Source organism: Puia sp. P3, assembly GCF_050632245.1.
GTDB lineage: Bacteria > Bacteroidota > Bacteroidia > Chitinophagales > Chitinophagaceae > Puia.
Window position 1 is genome coordinate 65,210 of sequence record NZ_CP192583.1, and the last position, 17,720, is coordinate 82,929.

A 17,720-nucleotide genomic window follows, 5' to 3' on the forward strand; every position below is an offset into this window, starting at 1 on the left:
GACTTGCTCTTTTCCATCGGGATCTCCAGCCGGAGGTCTTTTATGGCTAAATCTTTCAATGGGCGCAACGTCACTTCATAACCGATAAAGCCGTCGTACTCGGCGCGTCCGTGTACGTCCAGCAAGAGGGAGGGATTCTCCAGCCTGGTCTCCCAGCTGGTGCCTCCGGGAAAATGGTCCGTATAACGGATAGGCCCCGCCCTGAAATGCAGGGTTTGCTCACCCTCACGCTCCGCGACGAATTTCACGGGTCCGGAAAGGATAGGGGAGCCCTGGTCGGCGAGGGCCAGGTTATCCTTATCGAAATAGCTGAGTATTTCCGCGGGCAGCCCGTCATCCCCCAGCCGGATCTTCCGGCCCAGTATCGAGATGGTGTGGTTCTCCCTCTTCAACGGAATGTACCGGTTGGTAATACTGTCATCCAGTGCCATCCTGTTGTTGAGCCAGGAAAGCCTCGAGAGTCTGCCGGCATCGTCCACACCATTGTCTTCTACTACTGCACCGCCCACCTTTAGTGTGACGTTCACGGTCGCGGGAGACATCCCCGCCGGGGCTATCGTCACCTTACCGCTGTACACACCCTGGCGGCTTTGGGTATCCGGACCCCGAACCACAACGGCAATACCCCGCCCTGACGAAGATCCAGCCTTTTCGTGAATGGCTTCCCCAAATAGGAGACACCTCCGGCATTGAAACAGGTGACGTCGGTCAGTACACCGGCGCCCTGCAGGGACGACAGTTTCACTTTGATATCGGACAACGCTGCCCGCGCCGCAAACACCCCGACCTGGAAAACATAGTATTCTCCCGGCTGCGGCTCGCCGGAAAAGGCGCTCATCGCCGCCGCATTGCGGGTCAGCCATATTTCCGGCACGGAATCCAGCATCCGGATAGAGTGTTCGCGCGATTCGGGGAAGGTAAAGAATGGCCTGCCCGGATGGCTGGACAGAAAAGCTTCCAGATGTTCCGGACTGGCGGATTTGTTCATCTCTGTCGGCGGCAGCCCGATATCCCCGGTCAGCTGCGTTTGCCGTATGGCGTCGACGTCGATGGGGTGCTTCTTGTCCTTTTCCTGTCCCAGTGCAAGGCCTGCTGTCAGCAGGAGGGTAATGGATAGCAGCGTGTTCTTCATATTTTCGATTGTCTTTTTCCTAAAAAATAATAGTATAGCGTAAAGAGATAGCAGGGTATCAGGAGCCAGTAGGCGGATTGATTGTTGCTGCCCTTCGCCACCCAGCCATAGACCAGCGGCATGATCGCGCCTCCCGCGATGCCCATGATCAGTATGGCAGAACCACTGGCTCAGCGCCTTTCCACTGAGGCCCTTCAGCGCCTGGGGCCAGATCGCGGGCCACAGCAGCGCATTGGACAGACCCAGCGCGGCCACACATCCCACGGAATACCTGCCCGGCGAGAACAGAACCGCCAGCGATATGACGACGCCCAGCACGGACGATAGGAGGAAGGCCCGCTCCTGCGTGACGAGCCGCGGGATCGCCAGCGCTCCGAAAAGATAGCCGGCCACGGTGAACGCCAGTGTATAGGAGGTAAGGTGCTTCGCGATGCTGAGGGGCATCCCGTGATAGAGTCCGTAGTTGCCGATGGTATCTCCGGCCATGACCTCGAGACCGACGCAGGAGAACGTAGCCAGGAATCCCAGAAAGAACGCGCGTCCGTGTCCGCGGTCTTCCCCTCCTGTTATGTCAGGCGTTTTTGCCACATCCGGAAAATGCGCATAGCCGATACCGGCAGCTATCGACAGCAATATGCCCGCAAGAATAAGATACGGGACGATGACGTCGCGGGCCAGTTCGTCCAGACGAAGCGCCCTGGCAGGCGGCGGCAGGGTCCGCAACTCCTGCAACAGGCTGTCGGAGTTGCTCAGGATGATAGCGCCCAGCACCAGCGGCGCCAGCACACCCGCGGACTTGTTGCAGATACCCATGATGCTCATGCGCTGCGCCGCCTTGTCGGCCGGACCCAATAAGGTGATATACGGATTCACGGCGGTCTGCAGCAGCGTGGTGCCCGTGCCTATGACGAACAATCCCAGAAGGAACAACGGATAGCTGCGAAACAGCGCGGCCGGTACGAAGAGGATACAGCCGGCGCTCATGATCACCAGACCGGCCCGCATTCCCTTTACCATCCCCGTCCTCGCCAGCACGGTGCTGGAAGGAATGGCCATGACGGTATACGAAATGTAAAAGGCAAACGTGACGAGATAGGCCTTCCACTCCTTTAGCTCGCAGGCGATCCTCAGATAGGGGATCAGGGTCCCGTTGACCCAGGTGATGAAACCGAAAATAAAAAAGAACACTCCGACGAGGAGGATCTGTGCCCTGTAACCGTTATTCGCCATATCTGTTCATTAAAATAGTTCGCATACGGGGCTCACACGTAATGCCCAGTTCAGACCCCTGCAGGCTGCGGTGCCTTTCGACGACCCTGTCCCATTGTTCCAGGTAGCGCTCCAGGTCGTCCAGCTCGCCGACCCTTGCCTGAATATGCGCGGTACGCGACAGGGCCAGCTGCACGGCTTCGGCCTGGTCTTCCAGATAATTACCCGCGACGGTGTACCACTGCGACAGATCCAGATCGAGCCGCAGGGACGGCATCGCCTGCAGGTACTGCCGGGTCACGTGGACGGCGAAGGAGAACCTTCCCCGCTGTGTCTCCTGCAGAATGGTGACCTTGCTCTCGTGCGCGATCCGCTTGCTCGTCAGCAACAGCTGCGTATTCTGGTCGAAACTGAAATGGTCCTTGCCCGTCTGCAAACTAATGAGAAAAGGCTTCGAGTCCAGCAACACCTGCAAAGCATTATCCAGTTGCCGCGCGTGCTGCGAAAAGTCGGGTGTCATAGCGCCGCCGCCCCATACCGCTTTTAGCCGAAGGCCGGCCAGCCCCGCAGCAGAGCCTCGCGCTCGTCAGCGCCGGAGGGCAGGCCGGTCTCTACACCATCATAACCGTCCTTCCGGGCCGCCGCCAAAAAATCGTCCCAGGCAGTCTCCCCGTGGCCCCGGCGGCTACAGTAATACGATATCTTCATGTGAGTTTTCTATCGATGATCAGCGGGAAGAATTGTCCGCCGACCGGCTCTCCTTTTGGAATGGCCGGCGTCCCGGGCATCAATGTCTCGTCACTGCCGGAGACGGTGCCTTCGGCGAAGACGTTCAGGACGAACGCGCGGCGGGGCCGGTCGCTCCTGTTCTCATAAGAACCATGCACCAGCAGCGGATGGTGAAAACTGCCATAGCCCTTCTTTAGTTCGATGGGGATTGGATTGAAACCGGCCTTTTGCTCCTCCGTCAATACCGACAAAAGCCCTTCCATATCGCCGGTGAGATTGGGTTTTTCCAGCAAACCCCAGCGATGACTGTTAGGGACATAGTACATACAGCCATTCTCCGTGGTCGCGTCGTCCAGCCCCACCCAGCAGGTCAGATGCTGCATCGGTGTAGTCCGGGTCCAGTAGGAATAGTCCTGGTGCCAGGCCACCACGCCCCCGTGTTTGGCCGGCTTGCAGAACAGCTGGTCGTGCCAGAACCGGATATTCTGGTCATTCAGCAGCTGGCTGGCCGCCATGGCGAACGCCGGGTTCCATAAGATGTCGTGAAATCCGGGTTTGATCCGCCACGCTCCCAGCGCATGGAACAACACCGATCCGGGGTCCGTGGAAGAATTGGAAAAGAACTGATAGAACAACGAATTGTCGGGATGCGCGGGGTCGATGATCTCGGCCAGCTCTTCGTTCAGCAAGTCTACCTGCCATTCCTCCAATAGTTTTATATTACTGATATAGCCGTGGTCGGCGAAGAATTTCAGTTGCTCGTCATTCAGCCGGTAGGGCTCCCACTCCCCGGGCGTCGCGGGCCATTTGAACATATCGGACACCAGCTGGTGAAATACAGAAAGGTCTCTGGGTATGTGCTCGCTCATATTCATTCGGATGTTGTTAATAAACCTTTTTCGTACATTGTCCGGATCAGTTCGAACGCCCTGTCCTCATAGGGCGTTTCATAGGGCAACACAACGGGAGGCGGGGTGTTTTCTCCTGCCAGACTTTCCAGCGTTGCATGGTCGCCGTCGAGGAAGGCGCGGCTCCAGCGCATGGGCAGACTATCGTCATGGGTCAGGGCGTTGCCCAGGCCGTGCCACCGTCGTCGGTCACGCTGGTCCCCTCGTATCCGCCGCGAAGGCGCAACATCATCAGCGACACCAGGTCGCCGCTGCCGGCCGGCCGCTGCGGATATCTATTGCGGAACGCGATGATGCTTTCCTCGTAACTTTCTCCGTCCTTGCCCTGCGCCCTTTCGCAGTACCAGGCCAAAAGATCCTCCAGGCGCTCGTCCACATCATAGGGCCTTCCCACGCCGATGTTCTCCGGCCAGTCCCTGGCTGACCGGATATATTCCGCCGCTGTTGCGTAGTCTTCGATTTCCAGCGCGTCGATGGCCGCATACAGATGGGTCTCCCGCCAGACATTCCTGCCCTGCGAAGCGCCCTCGTTGGGCAGCACGCGCAGCGCTTTCATCAGTCCGATGGCCGCCTCGTATTGTCCGTGGTGCATATAGCAGTCCGCCAGCCGAAGACCAAGATAGTAGTTGCCGGGATGCCGGAGATATCCTTTCGCCGCCGCACCCACGGCCGCCCCCACTGCTGCTTCTCTGCATAATGCTTCGACAGGCGAAGCGCAGGCCTCCAGGCGTCGGGTGCTATGTCCACCGCCTTCAGCAGATCGGCGCCGCCATCCCCGCTGATCCCCGACCGCACGAGATAAAAAGGATACCAGCCGGGCTCGTCGCCGCAGCTGGTCAGCAGGACCCGCGCTTCTTCCTCCTGCATCAGCTGGATCAGCCCCAGCGACAGAAAATACTTTAGCTTCCATCCTTCTGAATGCGTTACCGCCCATCGCAGGATCGTCAATTCTTCCTGCCGGTGCGGGAATACCCCTTCGGGGGACATTTGCTGTACCTTCTCCAGTGCGACGGCGTCGACATTGCCGCTCGTCTTGAAATAGATCCATGCCTTCCACAACTCCACCATGGGATGTTCGGGCGACTGTTGCAATGATTCGGAGGCCTCCTTCCATTCTTCAATACCGGCATAGAACGCCGCTATTTCCAGCCAGGTCTGGTGGGGCCATTCACTGGTGATGCAAATGCCGGATCGCATGCCGGACGCATATCGCAGGACGTGATCGAGCGGATCAGCCAGCAGCCGCCCGGCCGCCAGATCGCGCGCTTCGGCTGTCCTGCCCAGCCGGATCAATGCCACTACCTGTAGCCGAAGGGCACCGCAGTTGCCGGGATTGCCGGCCAGCGCCGCCGCGACATATTCAAGCGCCCGCGCGTGCTGCCCCTGTTGCATCGACGTCCTGGCCAGTTCGGTCATCGCGGCAGACCTGTATGCCGGGTCCTGTCCGGCCACCGAAAAGCCGTCTTTCGCATCGTAGATATTGCCCAGCCGTGCATGCGCGAGGCCGTACAGATAATTGGCCTCGCCGTCATAAGTATCGATGGACAAGGCCTTCGAAAGAAAGCCCAGACTGTCTTCGTATTCCATATGGCGCTGCTTCAACCGCGCCATTCCCACCAGCGCGCGGAGATGCCAGGGATCGGCCAGTAAACACGCAACATAACAGGGAAGCGCACGGGACGGGAACCGCTGACGCTCCCACTCCCTGGCCTGCAGATAAACGCCCTCCACGGATTCGTAGTCATATCCCTCCGCGATCGCCAGCGGCCTCTTCAGCCGGTGCTGTTCCCCGCCACTATCGTAGATCAATACGCTATCCAGCCAAACCCGAAGACTCCTTTCATCCGGCGGTGCCGGAAGGGTCAGGTCGAGACGCCCGAGCGTTTGCATATGCACGGGAGTTGCGGCAAGCGTTCCGTGATCGTCCTCCACCTTCAGCATCCCATGCAGGGGCTGGTTGGCGCATAGCCGCAGCTGCACCCCTCCACAAAAAAGGATAATTCCTTAGACGCATACCGGAGACCGCCGAGTCCAGGTACAGGCATCCAGTATTCGTCGTGGCTGTCGAAGGCGCAGGGCAGGAATGCCCGGTGCTTAAAAGGCGTCGCGGAACTTGCGGAAATGCTTTGGTTGAACAGTCTGCCCGACTGCACTTCGCTGTATTGGCCATCCCCGTCGGTCAGCAGGTCCTCCCAGATCATACCATAGCGGGACAAACCCCATATCCAGATCTTCTTCCCCGGCCGCTGGTCGTAGGCGGTATAGTGCGCCATACCGAGGTCTTCCTCCCTCCAGTAACAGCCCCAGAAGTCGGACACCGAGCCAATGACATGATAGGATTTATAGTGGCCGAAGTCATTTTGCGCATATTTCGAAAGGTCGTGTCCCTCTCCGTCAACGGGCCACTGATGGGCCCTCCCGTCATGGCCAAGATAAGCATGGCCGGGAAAAATATATTCCAGTCCACCGGAGGCCCTGACGCCCGCGTTGCTCCAGGCGTAATAGGACGTATCGGCGCTGCTGTCGTTGTACCAGCAGGTGCGGGTTCGGAACCACGCGGCATCCGCGGGCAGGCAGATATCCACCCACCAGCGGGTACCCGAAGACCAGTCGGTGGTCCCGACAAAACAACTGACGCTGCCATCCGCGTTGTCCTGCGTATGGTGATCGACGCCAGCGGCACAGGACAACGAATGTCCCAGCAGGCCCACATTGAATTCGATACCGCCCGATGTCCAGGGGACCCCGCATCGCCACGTCCCTGAATTTGGCCGCGTGGTTGAAATAGATGAATTCCCGCCCGGAGTTCTTTTCGATAGCTCCCCATACTTTCCCACCGGCAGCAGGACTGATCCAGACCTTTATATGGGCATTCTCCAATACCACCATTTCCCATTCAGCGGGCGCTCCCTGCGGGTCATATCCATCCCACCGGTGGTACGGATAGATCCGCCCGAACTCGGGCACGGGTGACGGGTCCCCATAGGGATAGGTGTTCAGCACAATGCGTTCTTTGTTGACCAGGGCCTTCATTATCCAAATATAAAACGCGGCGCCTGCCTTCCAACATCCCGAAACACGATTGCCAAAATCCTGGAATGGAATGCCAATCCAGACCATCGTCGATTCCATAAATGGCCCTATTTTCACCCATGAATCGTATTTTCCTTCTGTCCTTTTTCCTTCTTGGCTTGCTTCCGGCCATGACACACGGCCAGTCTCCCGTCACGTCAAACGCCCAACCTCCTGGCGTTACCGGCCTGTTATGCGAATACGCTACCAACCCCATCGGCCTTTCCCCCACAGCACCGGTGCGTCTTTGCTGGCAGATAGTCTCGGACGAAAAAGATGTTCTTCAGACGGATTATGAGATCAGGGTCTTTACGGGTAGGGACCATCCGGTGTGGAACTCTTCCATGGTCGGCTCAGGTCAGTCCGTCCATGTACCCTACAGGGGGCCGGCCCTGTCGCCCCGCACGAGGTATTACTGGCAGGTGCGCATCAGGGACAACCATGGGCACAGTTCCAAATGGAGCCAGGTCAGCTACTGGGAGACGGGACTCGGCGAGAACGACTGGTCTGCGAAATGGATCACACCCACCACGCCCGACAGCACGGAAGGCCCCGTCCCCATGCTGAGGAAGGGATTCAGGGTCAACGGGAAGATACGACAGGCCCGGCTATATATCACTGCGCACGGCTTATATGAAGCGTCGCTCAATGGTCACCGTGTGGGCGACGGATGGTTCACTCCCGGCTGGACCAACTACCACCAGCGCCTCCAGTACCAGGTATACGACGTCACTTCCCTGCTGACAACAGGCGCCAATGCAGCCGCCGCCATCGTGGGTGAGGGATGGTATCGCGGACCCACCTACCGCGGCAGAAAGAATATCTATGGAGATACACCCGGTCTCCTCTTCCAGCTGGAAATAACTTTGGAGGATGGTTCGCGGCAGACGGTGCTTTCGGACGACTCCTGGCGCAGTTCTGACGGCCCGATACGCTATTCCGAATTCTTCAATGGCGAATGGTACGACGCACGAAAAGAAAAAGCCGGATGGCAGACGGCGGCATACGACGACGCGGCCTGGGCGCCTGTAAAAATAGAAAGGCCGGACCCGTCGTCAAAGCTCATTGCCACCGATGCCCCCTGGTCAAAAAGCACGAAGTATTCAAGCCGCGGTCTATCCTCAGGACACCAAAGGGCGAGACGGTCATCGACTTTGGCCAGAACCTGGTAGGCTGGGTGCATTTCCGCAGCAAGGGGCATGCGGGCGACACCATCGTTCTCCATCACGGAGAAGTGCTGGACCCCGAAGGCAATTTCTATACCGCCAACCTGCGCTCGGCGCTGCAAACCATTACCTATATCTCAAAGGGCGCAGCGGACGAATGGTATGAACCGCATTTCACGTTTCAGGGCTTCCGGTATGTTAAAGTCGAGGGACCGCTGGACCTTCACAACGTCGAAGCCGTCGCGCTCTATTCGGATATGGCTCCGACGGGTGATTTTTCTACATCGGACACACTGATCAATCAACTGCAGCATAATATCCAATGGGGGCAAAAGGGCAACTTCGTGGATATCCCCACGGACTGCCCGCAGCGGGACGAGCGGCTGGGTTGGACAGGCGATGCACAGGCCTTCTCCGCCACGGCGACTTTCAACATGGACGTAGCCACCTTCTATGCCAAATGGCTGGCGGACCTGCGCTCCGAACAGCTGCCCGACGGCGCGGTCCCCTATGTCATCCCCAACGTGTTACGCCCAAAAGACAACGCCAGCGCGGGATGGAGCGACGTAGCCACCATCGCTCCATGGAATATCTATCTGGCATACGGCGATACCACGATCCTCAGGGATCAGTACAGCAGTATGAAGGCCTGGGTCGACTATATCCGTGCGCATGCTGTCGGCGATCTTTGGAATACCGGCGACCATTTCGGCGACTGGCTCTTTTATACGCCGGGTGACGCCGACGACGACGGACGCGCCGCCATCACGGACAAACACCTTATCGCACAGACGTTCTACGCCCACTCGACCCAGCTGCTCATCGACGCGGCGAAGGTATTGGGCAAACGGGCGGATGTCAGCGAATACAGCGCCCTGCTGAAGAAGATCAAAGAAGTCTTCGTGGATGAATATACGACGCGGCGGGGCCGGCTGGTCTCCGGCAGCCAGACGGCCTATGTACTGGCGCTACGGTTTGACATGCTGCCCGACAGCCTTCGCCCACAGGCGGCCGCCCGGCTGGTGCAGAATATAAAGGACTACGACAATCATCTGACGACGGGCTTTCTCGGCACCCCGCATCTTTGTCATGTGCTGACTCGTTTTGGCTATAACGACGTAGCATACACGCTATTGATGCAGCAGACCTACCCCTCATGGCTATACCCCGTCAAAAAGGAGCCACCACCATCTGGGAAAGGTGGGACGGCATACGGCCAAATGGCAGTCTCCAGCAGGCGAATATGAACTCCTTCAACCACTACGCCTACGGCGCCATCGGCGACTGGATGTACAAGACCATCGCGGGTATCAATCCCGTGGACAGCGCGCCGGGCTATAAGAAGATCCTGTTTCAACCCAGACCGGGCGGGGGTTTGACCCGTGCCGCGGCGCGGCTTAGGACGCTGTTTGGGGCGGTATCGTCCTCGTGGACCCTGAGCAACGGACGATTCACCCTCGATGTGACTGTCCCGCCCAATACGACGGCGGAACTCGACCTGCCGGGAAAAAAGGACAGGCTACAGCCGGGCTCCGGCGCCTGGCACTATGACTATGCGTTGTGAGGACGCTTTTTGTGGGTGACACGCACTCTGTCGCAATCCACCCTTTCTTTGTCGTGTTACCGTATTTTCAAAATGCGGAACCCGCCATAGCTTTGTATCAGCAATCAACGCTAATACAAACAATACAAAAAGACATTTTATGAAAAAGACAATCATCACCCACCGCATTCTCACCGGCCTGCTGGTCGTATTCTTTGGTCTCGGCGCGATCCCCGACATCCTCAAAGTACCCGACGCCATCACGCTCTTCAAACACCTCAGCCTCCCCGCCTATCTGCTTCCCTTTCTCGGAACCGCCAAGCTGCTCGGCTGTATCGTTCTTTTGTTACCAGGATATGCGCGGATCAAGGAGTGGGTCTATGCAGGCCTTGTCTTCGACCTGGCAGGCGCCACCTACTGCGCCCTTTCCTCCGGAGATTCTCCGGTAATGGTATCGCCCATGCTCATCGGGTTCGCGCTGATCGCGGCCTCTTATATCTTTTTTCACAAAGGTCTCGCTGGAAAACACGCAGCGACGCGCGACACGCTAACCACGCGACTGGCCGCATAGTACTACCGGCGTAAAAAGGGGATCGCCGGTAACAGGCGATCCCCTATGCAATGGGACGCGTCCATCAACGCATCCCTTTTACTCATGTGACCGATCAACGCGCTATGAACACCGGCACCCGGTGATCCCGTAATATCTCTTCCGCAAAACTCCGGCGCGCAATATTCGAAAGCGCCGACCGGCCAAATGCACCGGTTATCAGTAACGCATTCTTCTTCTCGCCGATCCATGTCGGAAAATACGTGGCTGCATCGAAATGGAGTTTGGCGTATCCAAGGTTATTGAATTTCGTCATCGCAAGACGTTTCAGGTCTTCCAGCCCGGGTATGTTGTCGGCCTCTTCGTTCCTGACATAAACGATCTCCGCAGGCAAATTCAGCAAATGCGGAAAAACATAACAGAACTGTTTCAACGCGCTCACGCTTTTCGCCGTGCCGTCATACGCAATGAAGAGGTGATCGATGGCCTCAAAATGTTCGGGAACCACCATGACGGGGCATTCCGCCGCGCGCAGCGCCTGCCTTAGATAGGCGTTGGGCTGGTGGTCGTCGATGCCCGCGAAGAACAGATCGCCGCTGACAAGGACCAGGTCTGCGAACCTCGTTTCCGCAGAGAACAGATCCCTGTCCCAGACACTATAGTTGTGCGGAATATCGTATGCGATCTGGTGTTGATTGCATTGTTCAACGAAGTCCGCTTTCTGTTCCGCAACCAATTCATTCTGTTCTGCATCCATATTTATAGATGGCGACATCACGGCCGTCCCGTACATGGCCGCCACGGTAGGGTAGTCGACCGGGCCGAAGAAAAGAGCCCGGACCCGCAGCCTTTCCTGCTGCTGCAATTCGCACAGGCAGCGGAACATGCCCTCGGTCGATCTGTGCCCGGCGTGTATGAAAAGTACCTGTTTCATAAAATAGACGTTTTGGGGAAATACATATCGAAGTTAGTCCGGCGCAACCCCGGGTAACATGATCGCGATCATGCCTGGGGATGATCTGCGTCCCGGACGCTGACAACTCGTTTGAAATGGGGTCTCCCGCCTATAGCGCAACTAGCTGGTCGCCGGCCTTCAACTCATAGTCCTTCCCCTTCCAAACCAGTCTCCCCGTCGTCCCCGCGGGCAGGCTTATGCTGATCCTCCACTTACCTTGGTCGAGCCGGTACCTGACCCCGACCTTACCCCGCGGATGCGGGATCTCTCCGGCTGCGTTGGTCAGTTTGCCCAGATGCGGTTCGATCTTTATCTTCTTAAACCCGGGCGCGTCGCTGTCGATACCGAGCACCGTCCGGAAGAACTCGATATTCGGACTGCTGCTCCAGGCATGGCAGTCGGATCTCGTGTATTCGACATTCGAGTCTTCGGCCCAGGTCGTGAGGCCCATCGCCATGTCCTTGCGCCATATCCCGAGCCAGTCCATATATCCGTCCCCGAGGCCGGCTTTGGTCAGCGCCTGGTGCAGATAGTATTTGAAATAGATGGAGCACTGCGTAAGCGTGCTGTCCGTCAGGAGGCGTTGTCCGGCTTTTGCCAGGTCGGCGCTGGCTACCAGGCCGGTGAGTATGGCGAGCGAGTTGGCGTGCTGGGAGAACAAAGTCTTCTCTTCGGTGTCGGCGAAGAGCCTGCGGCTGGCGCTCCAATACTTTCGCCGGATGACCTGCTTTAGCTGTTCGGCTTTTTGATGATACAGACCGGCAAAATAGGGCAGTCCCAGCCGGCCTTCCATTTCTCCGGCCCACTGATAAGCCCACAGCAGTTGCAGGTCGAGGATCGCGGAGCCGCCGTCGGCCCCTTTGGGCGGCGACCCGACCGACCAGTCCTTGCCGTTGGCCCAGTCGACAAAGGTCCAGTACGGGGTATTCTTTAGCGATCCGTCCGAGCCCTGGTAGCCGCTGAAGAATTTGAGTATGTCTCTGGCGCCGTTTAATTTGTCCCTGATAAAATCGTCGTCGCCGCGGTACATCCAGTAGTCATGCAGCATACCGATATACCACAGCGAGAACGGCGATATGATCTGCGTGCTCCGCGTCGGATAGCGGCTGAAGGTAACGCCGTCGGTCAGACGCCGAATGATCCATCAGTTCGATCGCATTGCGCGGCAGCCGGTCGTCGCTGCTGTTGTAGTAGGTGATAACGGCCTGCACACGGGTATCGCCGATATACTGCAGTTGTTCGTAATAGGGACAGTCGGTATACGTCTCCCAGGCGTTCAGCCGGGCCGTACGCCATCCGATGTCCAGTATCTTTTTGATCTCGGGGTTATCGGTCACGAACTCCGACGGTTGTTTGAAGGGGTATCCCGTGAACTCGCCGTATATATCGTCGATGACCAGCGGTTCGTCGTGCGTTTGCACCAACAGCTGAATATACCGGAAAGTCCGGAAATTGAGGTTGGTATAGGACTGCCCGTCGCTGCCGTCGGATATCAGGCTGTCCTCCCTTCCGGAGAAGAGCTTGCCTTCGACATCGTTGCGGTTGCCCTTCCGCGCGCCATAGGGGTAAATTCCGCGACCAGCGATTCCGCATACCGGATGGAGATGCCGGCGCGTCTGCCCTTGCTGAAGTTCAGGGTCAGATAGGCGTTGGTCAGAAAGGTCTGGTCCAGCAGGAGGGTTGCCGTCGTATTGGCCGGTATGGTCACAGCGGTTTTTGCCGCGGGAAATTCTTTAGGAACGGTGATCCCGACAGCCTTGCGACATTCCGGAATACGCTGGTAGGTCATTTCCCTTGCAGGGAGTTTGGAAGGGACGAGCATCCACCCGAGCCCGTCGGACTGCCCTTTCGGCTGTCCGCCGAACAGACTGGCCGCGGCGGTCCAGGCGCCGTCGTCGAAGGAAGCGGTCATCCAGTGATTCACGGTTTTGGTCCGGTCTACAAATTCTCCGGTGCTGGCCGCGAAGAATCCCGCCAGCGGATGGTAGGCCATGTCGCGGTATACCTTCCAGCTGTTGTTGGTGTTGAGTACTTCTTCCGCGCGCGAGTCCCCCTGTATAATAAAAGCCGTACGAACGCTGATCTGCGCCTCCGGCCGGTGATCCGCCTCATTCCAAACCACAGCGGCAACCACGTTTTTGCCCGCGGCCAGATAGGGGCGAGGTCCACCGTCTCATAATTCCAGTGGTAGGTGTCGTTCCTTGCCGGCCCCAGCGAGACCAGCGTGCCGTTGACAAATAACTTGTAGCGGTTGTCCGCCGAAACATGGACAATAAAATGGTCCGGCTTTGCGCCGAGTTCGATGCTTTTTCTGAAATAGTAGACGCCGTAGTCACGGCCGTCTTCACCCGGCATCGCGATCCAATTGGCGTGCCATTCCGCGGGCGGGTTGGCACCGGTATGGGTGCGGGCATTCACGAGCGGGCTGGAAAATAGAAGGGCAAGCAACGCAGTTAAGATTCTCATGTACCGAAGATATCCAAAAGGAGTCTTCAACTGTCCTGTACTGTAGGCCGGTCGTGCTGTGGCGGGTCTCACTATCCTCCATAAACCGAAGTTTTAGCAACATTAGCAGGATTTGCTATTGCTTCAAAACGGTCCATTTGCCTGAATTGGTCTGAGTTGATCGTTTTACGGGAGCTTCATAACTTCTTCGCGTTATAACAAATCTCCACGCTATACTTATCACATTTGATATCGTAACACGCCTTCTTCTCATCCGAGCAGGTCTTGAAAGATACGTCCGTCCGGCATTTGAGAACTCCACCGTGGTTCTCTCCCGTCTCATAGGACTTGAACACGTGGCCGTAGTCGTCGGGATCGCATAGCACCACCTGCACGATCTCTTTGTTGATGACGGTCTGGCTGACCTCGGCGATCACAAATCCCCAGTGCCTTCAGCGTATCGAGCAGGCTGCACCGGCGTCACCTGGCTCCCGGCCCTGCAGGGCAGATTGAAATCGCCATTCTCCATAAAGAAATCGATGAGCTTGGCCGTGGTTCCATACAGCACCATATGGCTGATCTTCTGTCCCCAGAAGATGAGGGCGTGGCCGCGGAAGGGGCTGAGGCTAAGGCCGATGATCCTTATGTCGTTGAGGTTTTTGGGAATGCTCTGCTGTGCATTCAGCGGCATTGCGCAGGTGAGGGCGAAGGCGATCACCAATAATTTATTTCTCATAGAAGGTTTTGGGGGTCTTAGCTTGAAGTTACCGAAATCTTTACTACCCAATGACCGTATTAACATCTAATTTTTTTCGTCACCTTTTGTAAACCCCTTGCTGGTACTGGCATTGCAGGCCCGGGGTGCCAAAAATTTCACCGCATTATCAGTGCAGTAAATAACCCGGAAAAAGTTTTGTCACAGTCCCTGCCACCACGCGTCCAACTAAAAAAAGGTTATGAAAAATACATTCACAGGAAAGCGGGCCCTCATACTCGGCGGCTCCAGCGGGATGGGCAAAGCCACCGCGCAGTTGTTGTTATCCAATGGCGTAAAAGTCGTTATCGCCAGTAAATCTTCTGACAGCGTCTCCAACGCCGTGGCCGAACTAAAGGCATACGGCGACGTATCGGGCCTGAACGTCGATCTAAGATCTGTCCAACAGGTCGATGAGTTTATTAAAAAACTCGGAGACCTGCCGACCTTCAATTACCTTCGTCAACGCTTCCGGCGTCTTCGCACCGAAGGCCTTTGTAGATTCGACCCCGGACGACTACGCGGATTTTTGGATATCAATCGCGGATTTTTCTTTATCACACAGGCGGTAGTGCGGGGGATGGGATCAGGGTCAACGCCATTGCCCCCGGCGTAGTGGAAACAGGTGTTTTGGACGAGCTGGCCGGTTCCCCCCAGGCCGCTAAAGAGGTGTACAAAAGCCTCAACGCGATACATCCGCTGGGCAGAAATGGTCAGCCTTCGGAGATTGCGTCCGCGATCTCGTGGCTATTGTCCGACGAGGTCGCCTAGGTGACGGGCGCTATTTGGAATATTGACGGAGGAATGAGCGCCGGAAGAAGCTAACTTTGAGTATGTTCCCGTTCAGCGAGCAATACGACGAAGACAAAGACCGCGTCCTGTCCACGAGGCCTGCGCCGGCAACAGGCAGGCGTTTGAGCGGCTGATCCGCACGCACCAGCGTTTTACCTAATGTGGCCTGATCAATCCGGCAAATCGCTGCCGTTGTTATAAGAAGACGAAGGGGTTTATAAAGGAAGGCAAGGTGGACGCCTCGACGGGAACATTCACTCCCGGGGCGCTTGAGACGATCGGCGCGGTCGCCGGTATAAAAAATCATCAGCTCGATCTGCTGATGGAGGGGAAGTATCTTCAATTGTTTACGGAGCAGCCGTATGAGGATACCGATGCCGGCGACCGGCTGATCAGCCTGTTGTTGCTCGACAAAGACATTCAGGGCCTGTTCGAGCTCAATTGAGCCCGTGGCGTCGCAGTGAATCCACCGACCAGTGCCCCCGCGCCGGTGATCATCAGGGACAACAACCCCGTTATATACCATTTCGAACATTGGTGATTTTTCCCGATCAATTGTCCAAATTGCCCCCGCAAACAGTCCAGGACTACCATCCCGGGTAATCTTTATTGGTCATACTTTTGAAAAAACAAACAGCCATGAGTAATAAAGACTTTACCACTACGATTTTGGTAGACCAGACAGCGAAGGAGGCATCTCGACGCCGTCAATAATGTACGCGGATGGTGGTTCGGGGATATCGAGGGGGAAACGAAAAAGCTCAACGACGAGTTCACCTACCAGTTCAAACAGTTTCACTACAGCAAACAGCGGCTGATAGAACTTGTTCCCGACAAAAAGGTCGTTTGGCTCGTTACAGACAGCAACCTGAGTTTTGTCGAAGATACAGACGAATGGACCGGTACAAAGATCAGTTTTGAGATCTCGACGAAGGGCGATAAGACGGAGGTCCGTTTCACGCACGAGGGATTGGTCCCGGAACAGGAGTGTTTCGACGCCTGTTCGGGCGCCTGGGGCGACTATATCCGGAAAAGCCTCCGCAGTCTGATCACCACGGGAAAAGGGGAGCCCATATTTTAGGTCGGGGGGCAGGAGGCCGATGGGCGGCCAGATCGCCTATTTTTTGGTCCGTCGGTCAACCCTCCTGACATACTGCTGTCACTACCGTCCTCTACCTTGCCTGTATAAAACGGGAAATTTTATGCAGACCTCAACGGCAACAACGATAGAACGCTTCAACAAGGCCTTCCAAACAAAGGACGCCTCCATTTTAGCTGGCTTAATATCAGAGGATTGCGTTATGGAAGGGGCATACCCCCGCCGGATGGCTCAAGAATAGTCGGCCGCAGCGAATGCCTCAACTTCTGGGAGGAGCTCATCAATACTCCTGACACCCAGTTCACCCCCGAACTGGTCTCTGTCACCGGGGAGAACGCGGTCATTTTATGGCGTTTTGAGTGGGGGCGGAAAAGAAAAACGCATATCCGCGGTGTCAATCTGATGACGGTCAGAGAAGGTTTGATCACGGAAGCTTTGGGATATGTAAAAGGTAGTTTATCTTAGGGTTCCATACCCCGAAGTATGAAAAACCGTCTCTTTGCCATTTCCGGCCACAAGGTGAGCACTCTCCTGCTGACCGACGACGCTATCCGCATGTCCAGCGGCCAGTTCTTATCGGTAGAAGAATTCGAAAATGCCTGGGAGAAGAAACTGACCCTCCGGACAAAGCTACAGATCAGCTACGACTCCATCCGGTCGATCACAAAGGAACACCAGGAGACAAAATTCCTGATCACCTACAGGACTTATGCCGGGTTCCCCAGCGAGAGCGAATTTAGTTTTCTCGCCGCGGATGACTATGCGACCTTTTATAGGTTCCCTGGAGAAAGAACTTTACTTCGTCAAAACAGACGGTCCCATGCGGCCATTCAGTGCCGTCTCCCGCCATCTGATTGGATTGCTGCTGGTGGTCCTGCTGACTGCCGCGGCCGCTTATGTCGCAATGGACGACCACGGGGAACCCTCCGGCGATGTAAAGGGTCGGGCCTTTGAATATGTTGTCGGCCTGCTCGGCGTAAAAGGCGTGCTGGCGATCGGCGGCGCCATTTGCTGTTATATCTTATACATTATGTGGAAGAGATTGAATGATCCCCCCAGCCGGATAAAGTTTGCAAGACAGTAGGTCTGCCGAAGTTGTCTTACTTTTATCCCAATGAGAAGGAAGACGAATTTTGTCGCCCCGCTATTTCGGAACCAGGTGAAGGAACACGGGGTGCACATTTTCAGGGCGGTCGGTCCTGGATCTGACCCCGACCCGGCCTGGCCGGCCAACATCGCCCACCGCGACGAGAACTATCTGTTCGTCTTCCAGAAGAAGGGAAAGAGCACGCTGATGCTCGACTTCAAAACTGTTGATCTGACCGGACCCTCTCTTCTTCATCCTCCCCGGCCAGATACACCAACC

24 protein-coding genes and 3 pseudogenes are annotated in these 17,720 nt (G+C 56.6%); 10 read left to right on the top strand and 17 right to left on the bottom strand.

Annotation, left to right across the window (positions count from 1 at the left end; all coding sequences use genetic code 11):
• Positions 1–14: 14 nt before the first annotated feature.
• From ACQ86N_RS00385 to ACQ86N_RS00425, 9 genes and pseudogenes are all read right to left on the bottom strand, one after another.
• Positions 15–2,362, bottom strand: a pseudogene (locus tag ACQ86N_RS00385) (glycoside hydrolase domain-containing protein); the annotation flags it as partial.
• Positions 2,352–2,861, bottom strand: a complete 510-nt coding sequence (locus tag ACQ86N_RS00390; protein WP_431213434.1) for a hypothetical protein — start codon at positions 2,859–2,861, stop codon at positions 2,352–2,354. The gene ACQ86N_RS00390 and the pseudogene ACQ86N_RS00385, both read right to left, overlap by 11 nt.
• Before the next feature lie 23 nt (positions 2,862–2,884).
• Entirely contained in the window at positions 2,885–3,049 is a 165-nt protein-coding gene (locus ACQ86N_RS00395; RefSeq protein ID WP_431213435.1) for a hypothetical protein, read from the bottom strand.
• Complete coding sequence (locus tag ACQ86N_RS00400; protein ID WP_431213436.1) at positions 3,046–3,939, bottom strand: phytanoyl-CoA dioxygenase family protein; 894 nt, start codon at positions 3,937–3,939, stop codon at positions 3,046–3,048. Before ACQ86N_RS00400 ends, ACQ86N_RS00395 begins: the two co-directional genes overlap by 4 nt.
• Positions 3,940–3,941: 2 nt before the next feature.
• Positions 3,942–4,112 carry a hypothetical protein gene (locus ACQ86N_RS00405; RefSeq protein WP_431213437.1) on the bottom strand — a complete coding sequence of 57 codons (171 nt, stop codon included), beginning with the start codon at positions 4,110–4,112 and terminating at the stop codon, positions 3,942–3,944.
• Positions 4,113–4,132: 20 nt separating this feature from the next.
• Entirely contained in the window at positions 4,133–4,570 is a 438-nt protein-coding gene (locus tag ACQ86N_RS00410) for a hypothetical protein (RefSeq protein ID WP_431213438.1), read from the bottom strand.
• On the bottom strand, positions 4,534–5,958 hold the full coding sequence (locus ACQ86N_RS00415) for a tetratricopeptide repeat protein (protein WP_431213439.1): 1,425 nt from the start codon (positions 5,956–5,958) through the stop codon (positions 4,534–4,536). The genes ACQ86N_RS00410 and ACQ86N_RS00415 overlap by 37 nt, the downstream gene beginning before the upstream one ends.
• Positions 5,913–6,815, bottom strand: coding sequence for a DUF5107 domain-containing protein (locus tag ACQ86N_RS00420; RefSeq protein WP_431213440.1), 903 nt, complete (start codon positions 6,813–6,815; stop codon positions 5,913–5,915). The genes ACQ86N_RS00415 and ACQ86N_RS00420 overlap by 46 nt, the downstream gene beginning before the upstream one ends.
• Positions 6,718–7,110, bottom strand: a pseudogene (locus ACQ86N_RS00425) (DUF5107 domain-containing protein); the annotation flags it as partial. The gene ACQ86N_RS00420 and the pseudogene ACQ86N_RS00425, both read right to left, overlap by 98 nt.
• A 20-nt stretch (positions 7,111–7,130) precedes the next feature.
• On the opposite strand from ACQ86N_RS00425, the gene ACQ86N_RS00430 reads away from it, so the two are divergent.
• The 4 genes and pseudogenes from ACQ86N_RS00430 to ACQ86N_RS00445 all read left to right on the top strand — a co-directional run bounded on the left by ACQ86N_RS00430 (position 7,131) and on the right by ACQ86N_RS00445 (position 10,330).
• The gene (locus tag ACQ86N_RS00430; RefSeq protein WP_431213441.1) at positions 7,131–8,222 is read left to right on the top strand and encodes an alpha-L-rhamnosidase N-terminal domain-containing protein; all 1,092 of its coding nucleotides are present in this window, start codon (positions 7,131–7,133) and stop codon (positions 8,220–8,222) included.
• A 5-nt stretch (positions 8,223–8,227) separates the two neighbouring features.
• Positions 8,228–9,459, top strand: a pseudogene (locus ACQ86N_RS00435) (family 78 glycoside hydrolase catalytic domain); the annotation flags it as partial.
• Positions 9,460–9,780, top strand: a complete 321-nt coding sequence (locus ACQ86N_RS00440; RefSeq protein ID WP_431217921.1) for an alpha-L-rhamnosidase C-terminal domain-containing protein — start codon at positions 9,460–9,462, stop codon at positions 9,778–9,780. It begins immediately after the preceding pseudogene.
• Positions 9,781–9,919: 139 nt separating this feature from the next.
• Positions 9,920–10,330, top strand: coding sequence for a DoxX family protein (locus tag ACQ86N_RS00445; RefSeq protein WP_431213442.1), 411 nt, complete (start codon positions 9,920–9,922; stop codon positions 10,328–10,330).
• A 94-nt stretch (positions 10,331–10,424) separates the two neighbouring features.
• Here ACQ86N_RS00445 and ACQ86N_RS00450 read toward each other — a convergent pair whose 3' ends face one another.
• From ACQ86N_RS00450 to ACQ86N_RS00480, 7 genes are all read right to left on the bottom strand, one after another.
• On the bottom strand, positions 10,425–11,243 hold the full coding sequence (locus ACQ86N_RS00450; RefSeq protein WP_431213443.1) for a hypothetical protein: 819 nt from the start codon (positions 11,241–11,243) through the stop codon (positions 10,425–10,427).
• A gap of 130 nt (positions 11,244–11,373) precedes the next feature.
• On the bottom strand, positions 11,374–12,312 hold the full coding sequence (locus tag ACQ86N_RS00455; RefSeq protein WP_431213444.1) for an alpha-L-rhamnosidase C-terminal domain-containing protein: 939 nt from the start codon (positions 12,310–12,312) through the stop codon (positions 11,374–11,376).
• Positions 12,302–12,685 carry a hypothetical protein gene (locus tag ACQ86N_RS00460; protein WP_431217922.1) on the bottom strand — a complete coding sequence of 128 codons (384 nt, stop codon included), beginning with the start codon at positions 12,683–12,685 and terminating at the stop codon, positions 12,302–12,304. The genes ACQ86N_RS00455 and ACQ86N_RS00460 overlap by 11 nt, the downstream gene beginning before the upstream one ends.
• 71 nt (positions 12,686–12,756) lie before the next feature.
• A complete protein-coding gene (locus tag ACQ86N_RS00465; protein WP_431213445.1) occupies positions 12,757–13,257 on the bottom strand; it encodes a hypothetical protein in 501 nt (166 codons plus the stop codon).
• Positions 13,203–13,730 (bottom strand): hypothetical protein, encoded by a 528-nt coding sequence (locus ACQ86N_RS00470; protein WP_431213446.1) that lies wholly within the window; start codon positions 13,728–13,730, stop codon positions 13,203–13,205. The genes ACQ86N_RS00465 and ACQ86N_RS00470 overlap by 55 nt, the downstream gene beginning before the upstream one ends.
• Positions 13,731–13,906: 176 nt before the next feature.
• Entirely contained in the window at positions 13,907–14,146 is a 240-nt protein-coding gene (locus ACQ86N_RS00475) for a hypothetical protein (protein WP_431213447.1), read from the bottom strand.
• Positions 14,143–14,445 carry a hypothetical protein gene (locus tag ACQ86N_RS00480; protein ID WP_431213448.1) on the bottom strand — a complete coding sequence of 101 codons (303 nt, stop codon included), beginning with the start codon at positions 14,443–14,445 and terminating at the stop codon, positions 14,143–14,145. Before ACQ86N_RS00480 ends, ACQ86N_RS00475 begins: the two co-directional genes overlap by 4 nt.
• 220 nt (positions 14,446–14,665) lie before the next feature.
• Between ACQ86N_RS00480 and ACQ86N_RS00485 the strand changes: the two genes are divergently transcribed.
• The 6 genes from ACQ86N_RS00485 (at position 14,666) to ACQ86N_RS00510 (ending at position 17,308) form a co-directional block, all read left to right on the top strand.
• Positions 14,666–15,079: an SDR family NAD(P)-dependent oxidoreductase gene (locus tag ACQ86N_RS00485; RefSeq protein WP_431213449.1), complete on the top strand. Its 414-nt coding sequence runs from the start codon at positions 14,666–14,668 to the stop codon at positions 15,077–15,079.
• Between the two features lie 14 nt (positions 15,080–15,093).
• The gene (locus ACQ86N_RS00490; protein ID WP_431213450.1) at positions 15,094–15,234 is read left to right on the top strand and encodes an SDR family oxidoreductase; all 141 of its coding nucleotides are present in this window, start codon (positions 15,094–15,096) and stop codon (positions 15,232–15,234) included.
• A gap of 253 nt (positions 15,235–15,487) precedes the next feature.
• On the top strand, positions 15,488–15,700 hold the full coding sequence (locus tag ACQ86N_RS00495; RefSeq protein ID WP_431213451.1) for a hypothetical protein: 213 nt from the start codon (positions 15,488–15,490) through the stop codon (positions 15,698–15,700).
• Positions 15,701–16,072: 372 nt separating this feature from the next.
• The gene (locus ACQ86N_RS00500) at positions 16,073–16,336 is read left to right on the top strand and encodes an SRPBCC family protein (protein ID WP_431217923.1); all 264 of its coding nucleotides are present in this window, start codon (positions 16,073–16,075) and stop codon (positions 16,334–16,336) included.
• A gap of 213 nt (positions 16,337–16,549) precedes the next feature.
• Positions 16,550–16,819 carry a nuclear transport factor 2 family protein gene (locus ACQ86N_RS00505; protein WP_431213452.1) on the top strand — a complete coding sequence of 90 codons (270 nt, stop codon included), beginning with the start codon at positions 16,550–16,552 and terminating at the stop codon, positions 16,817–16,819.
• Positions 16,820–16,837: 18 nt separating this feature from the next.
• Complete coding sequence (locus ACQ86N_RS00510; RefSeq protein WP_431213453.1) at positions 16,838–17,308, top strand: hypothetical protein; 471 nt, start codon at positions 16,838–16,840, stop codon at positions 17,306–17,308.
• Between the two features lie 190 nt (positions 17,309–17,498).
• On the opposite strand, the gene ACQ86N_RS00515 is transcribed toward ACQ86N_RS00510, so the two are convergent.
• The gene (locus tag ACQ86N_RS00515) at positions 17,499–17,696 is read right to left on the bottom strand and encodes a hypothetical protein (RefSeq protein ID WP_431213454.1); all 198 of its coding nucleotides are present in this window, start codon (positions 17,694–17,696) and stop codon (positions 17,499–17,501) included.
• Positions 17,697–17,720: the final 24 nt, after the last annotated feature.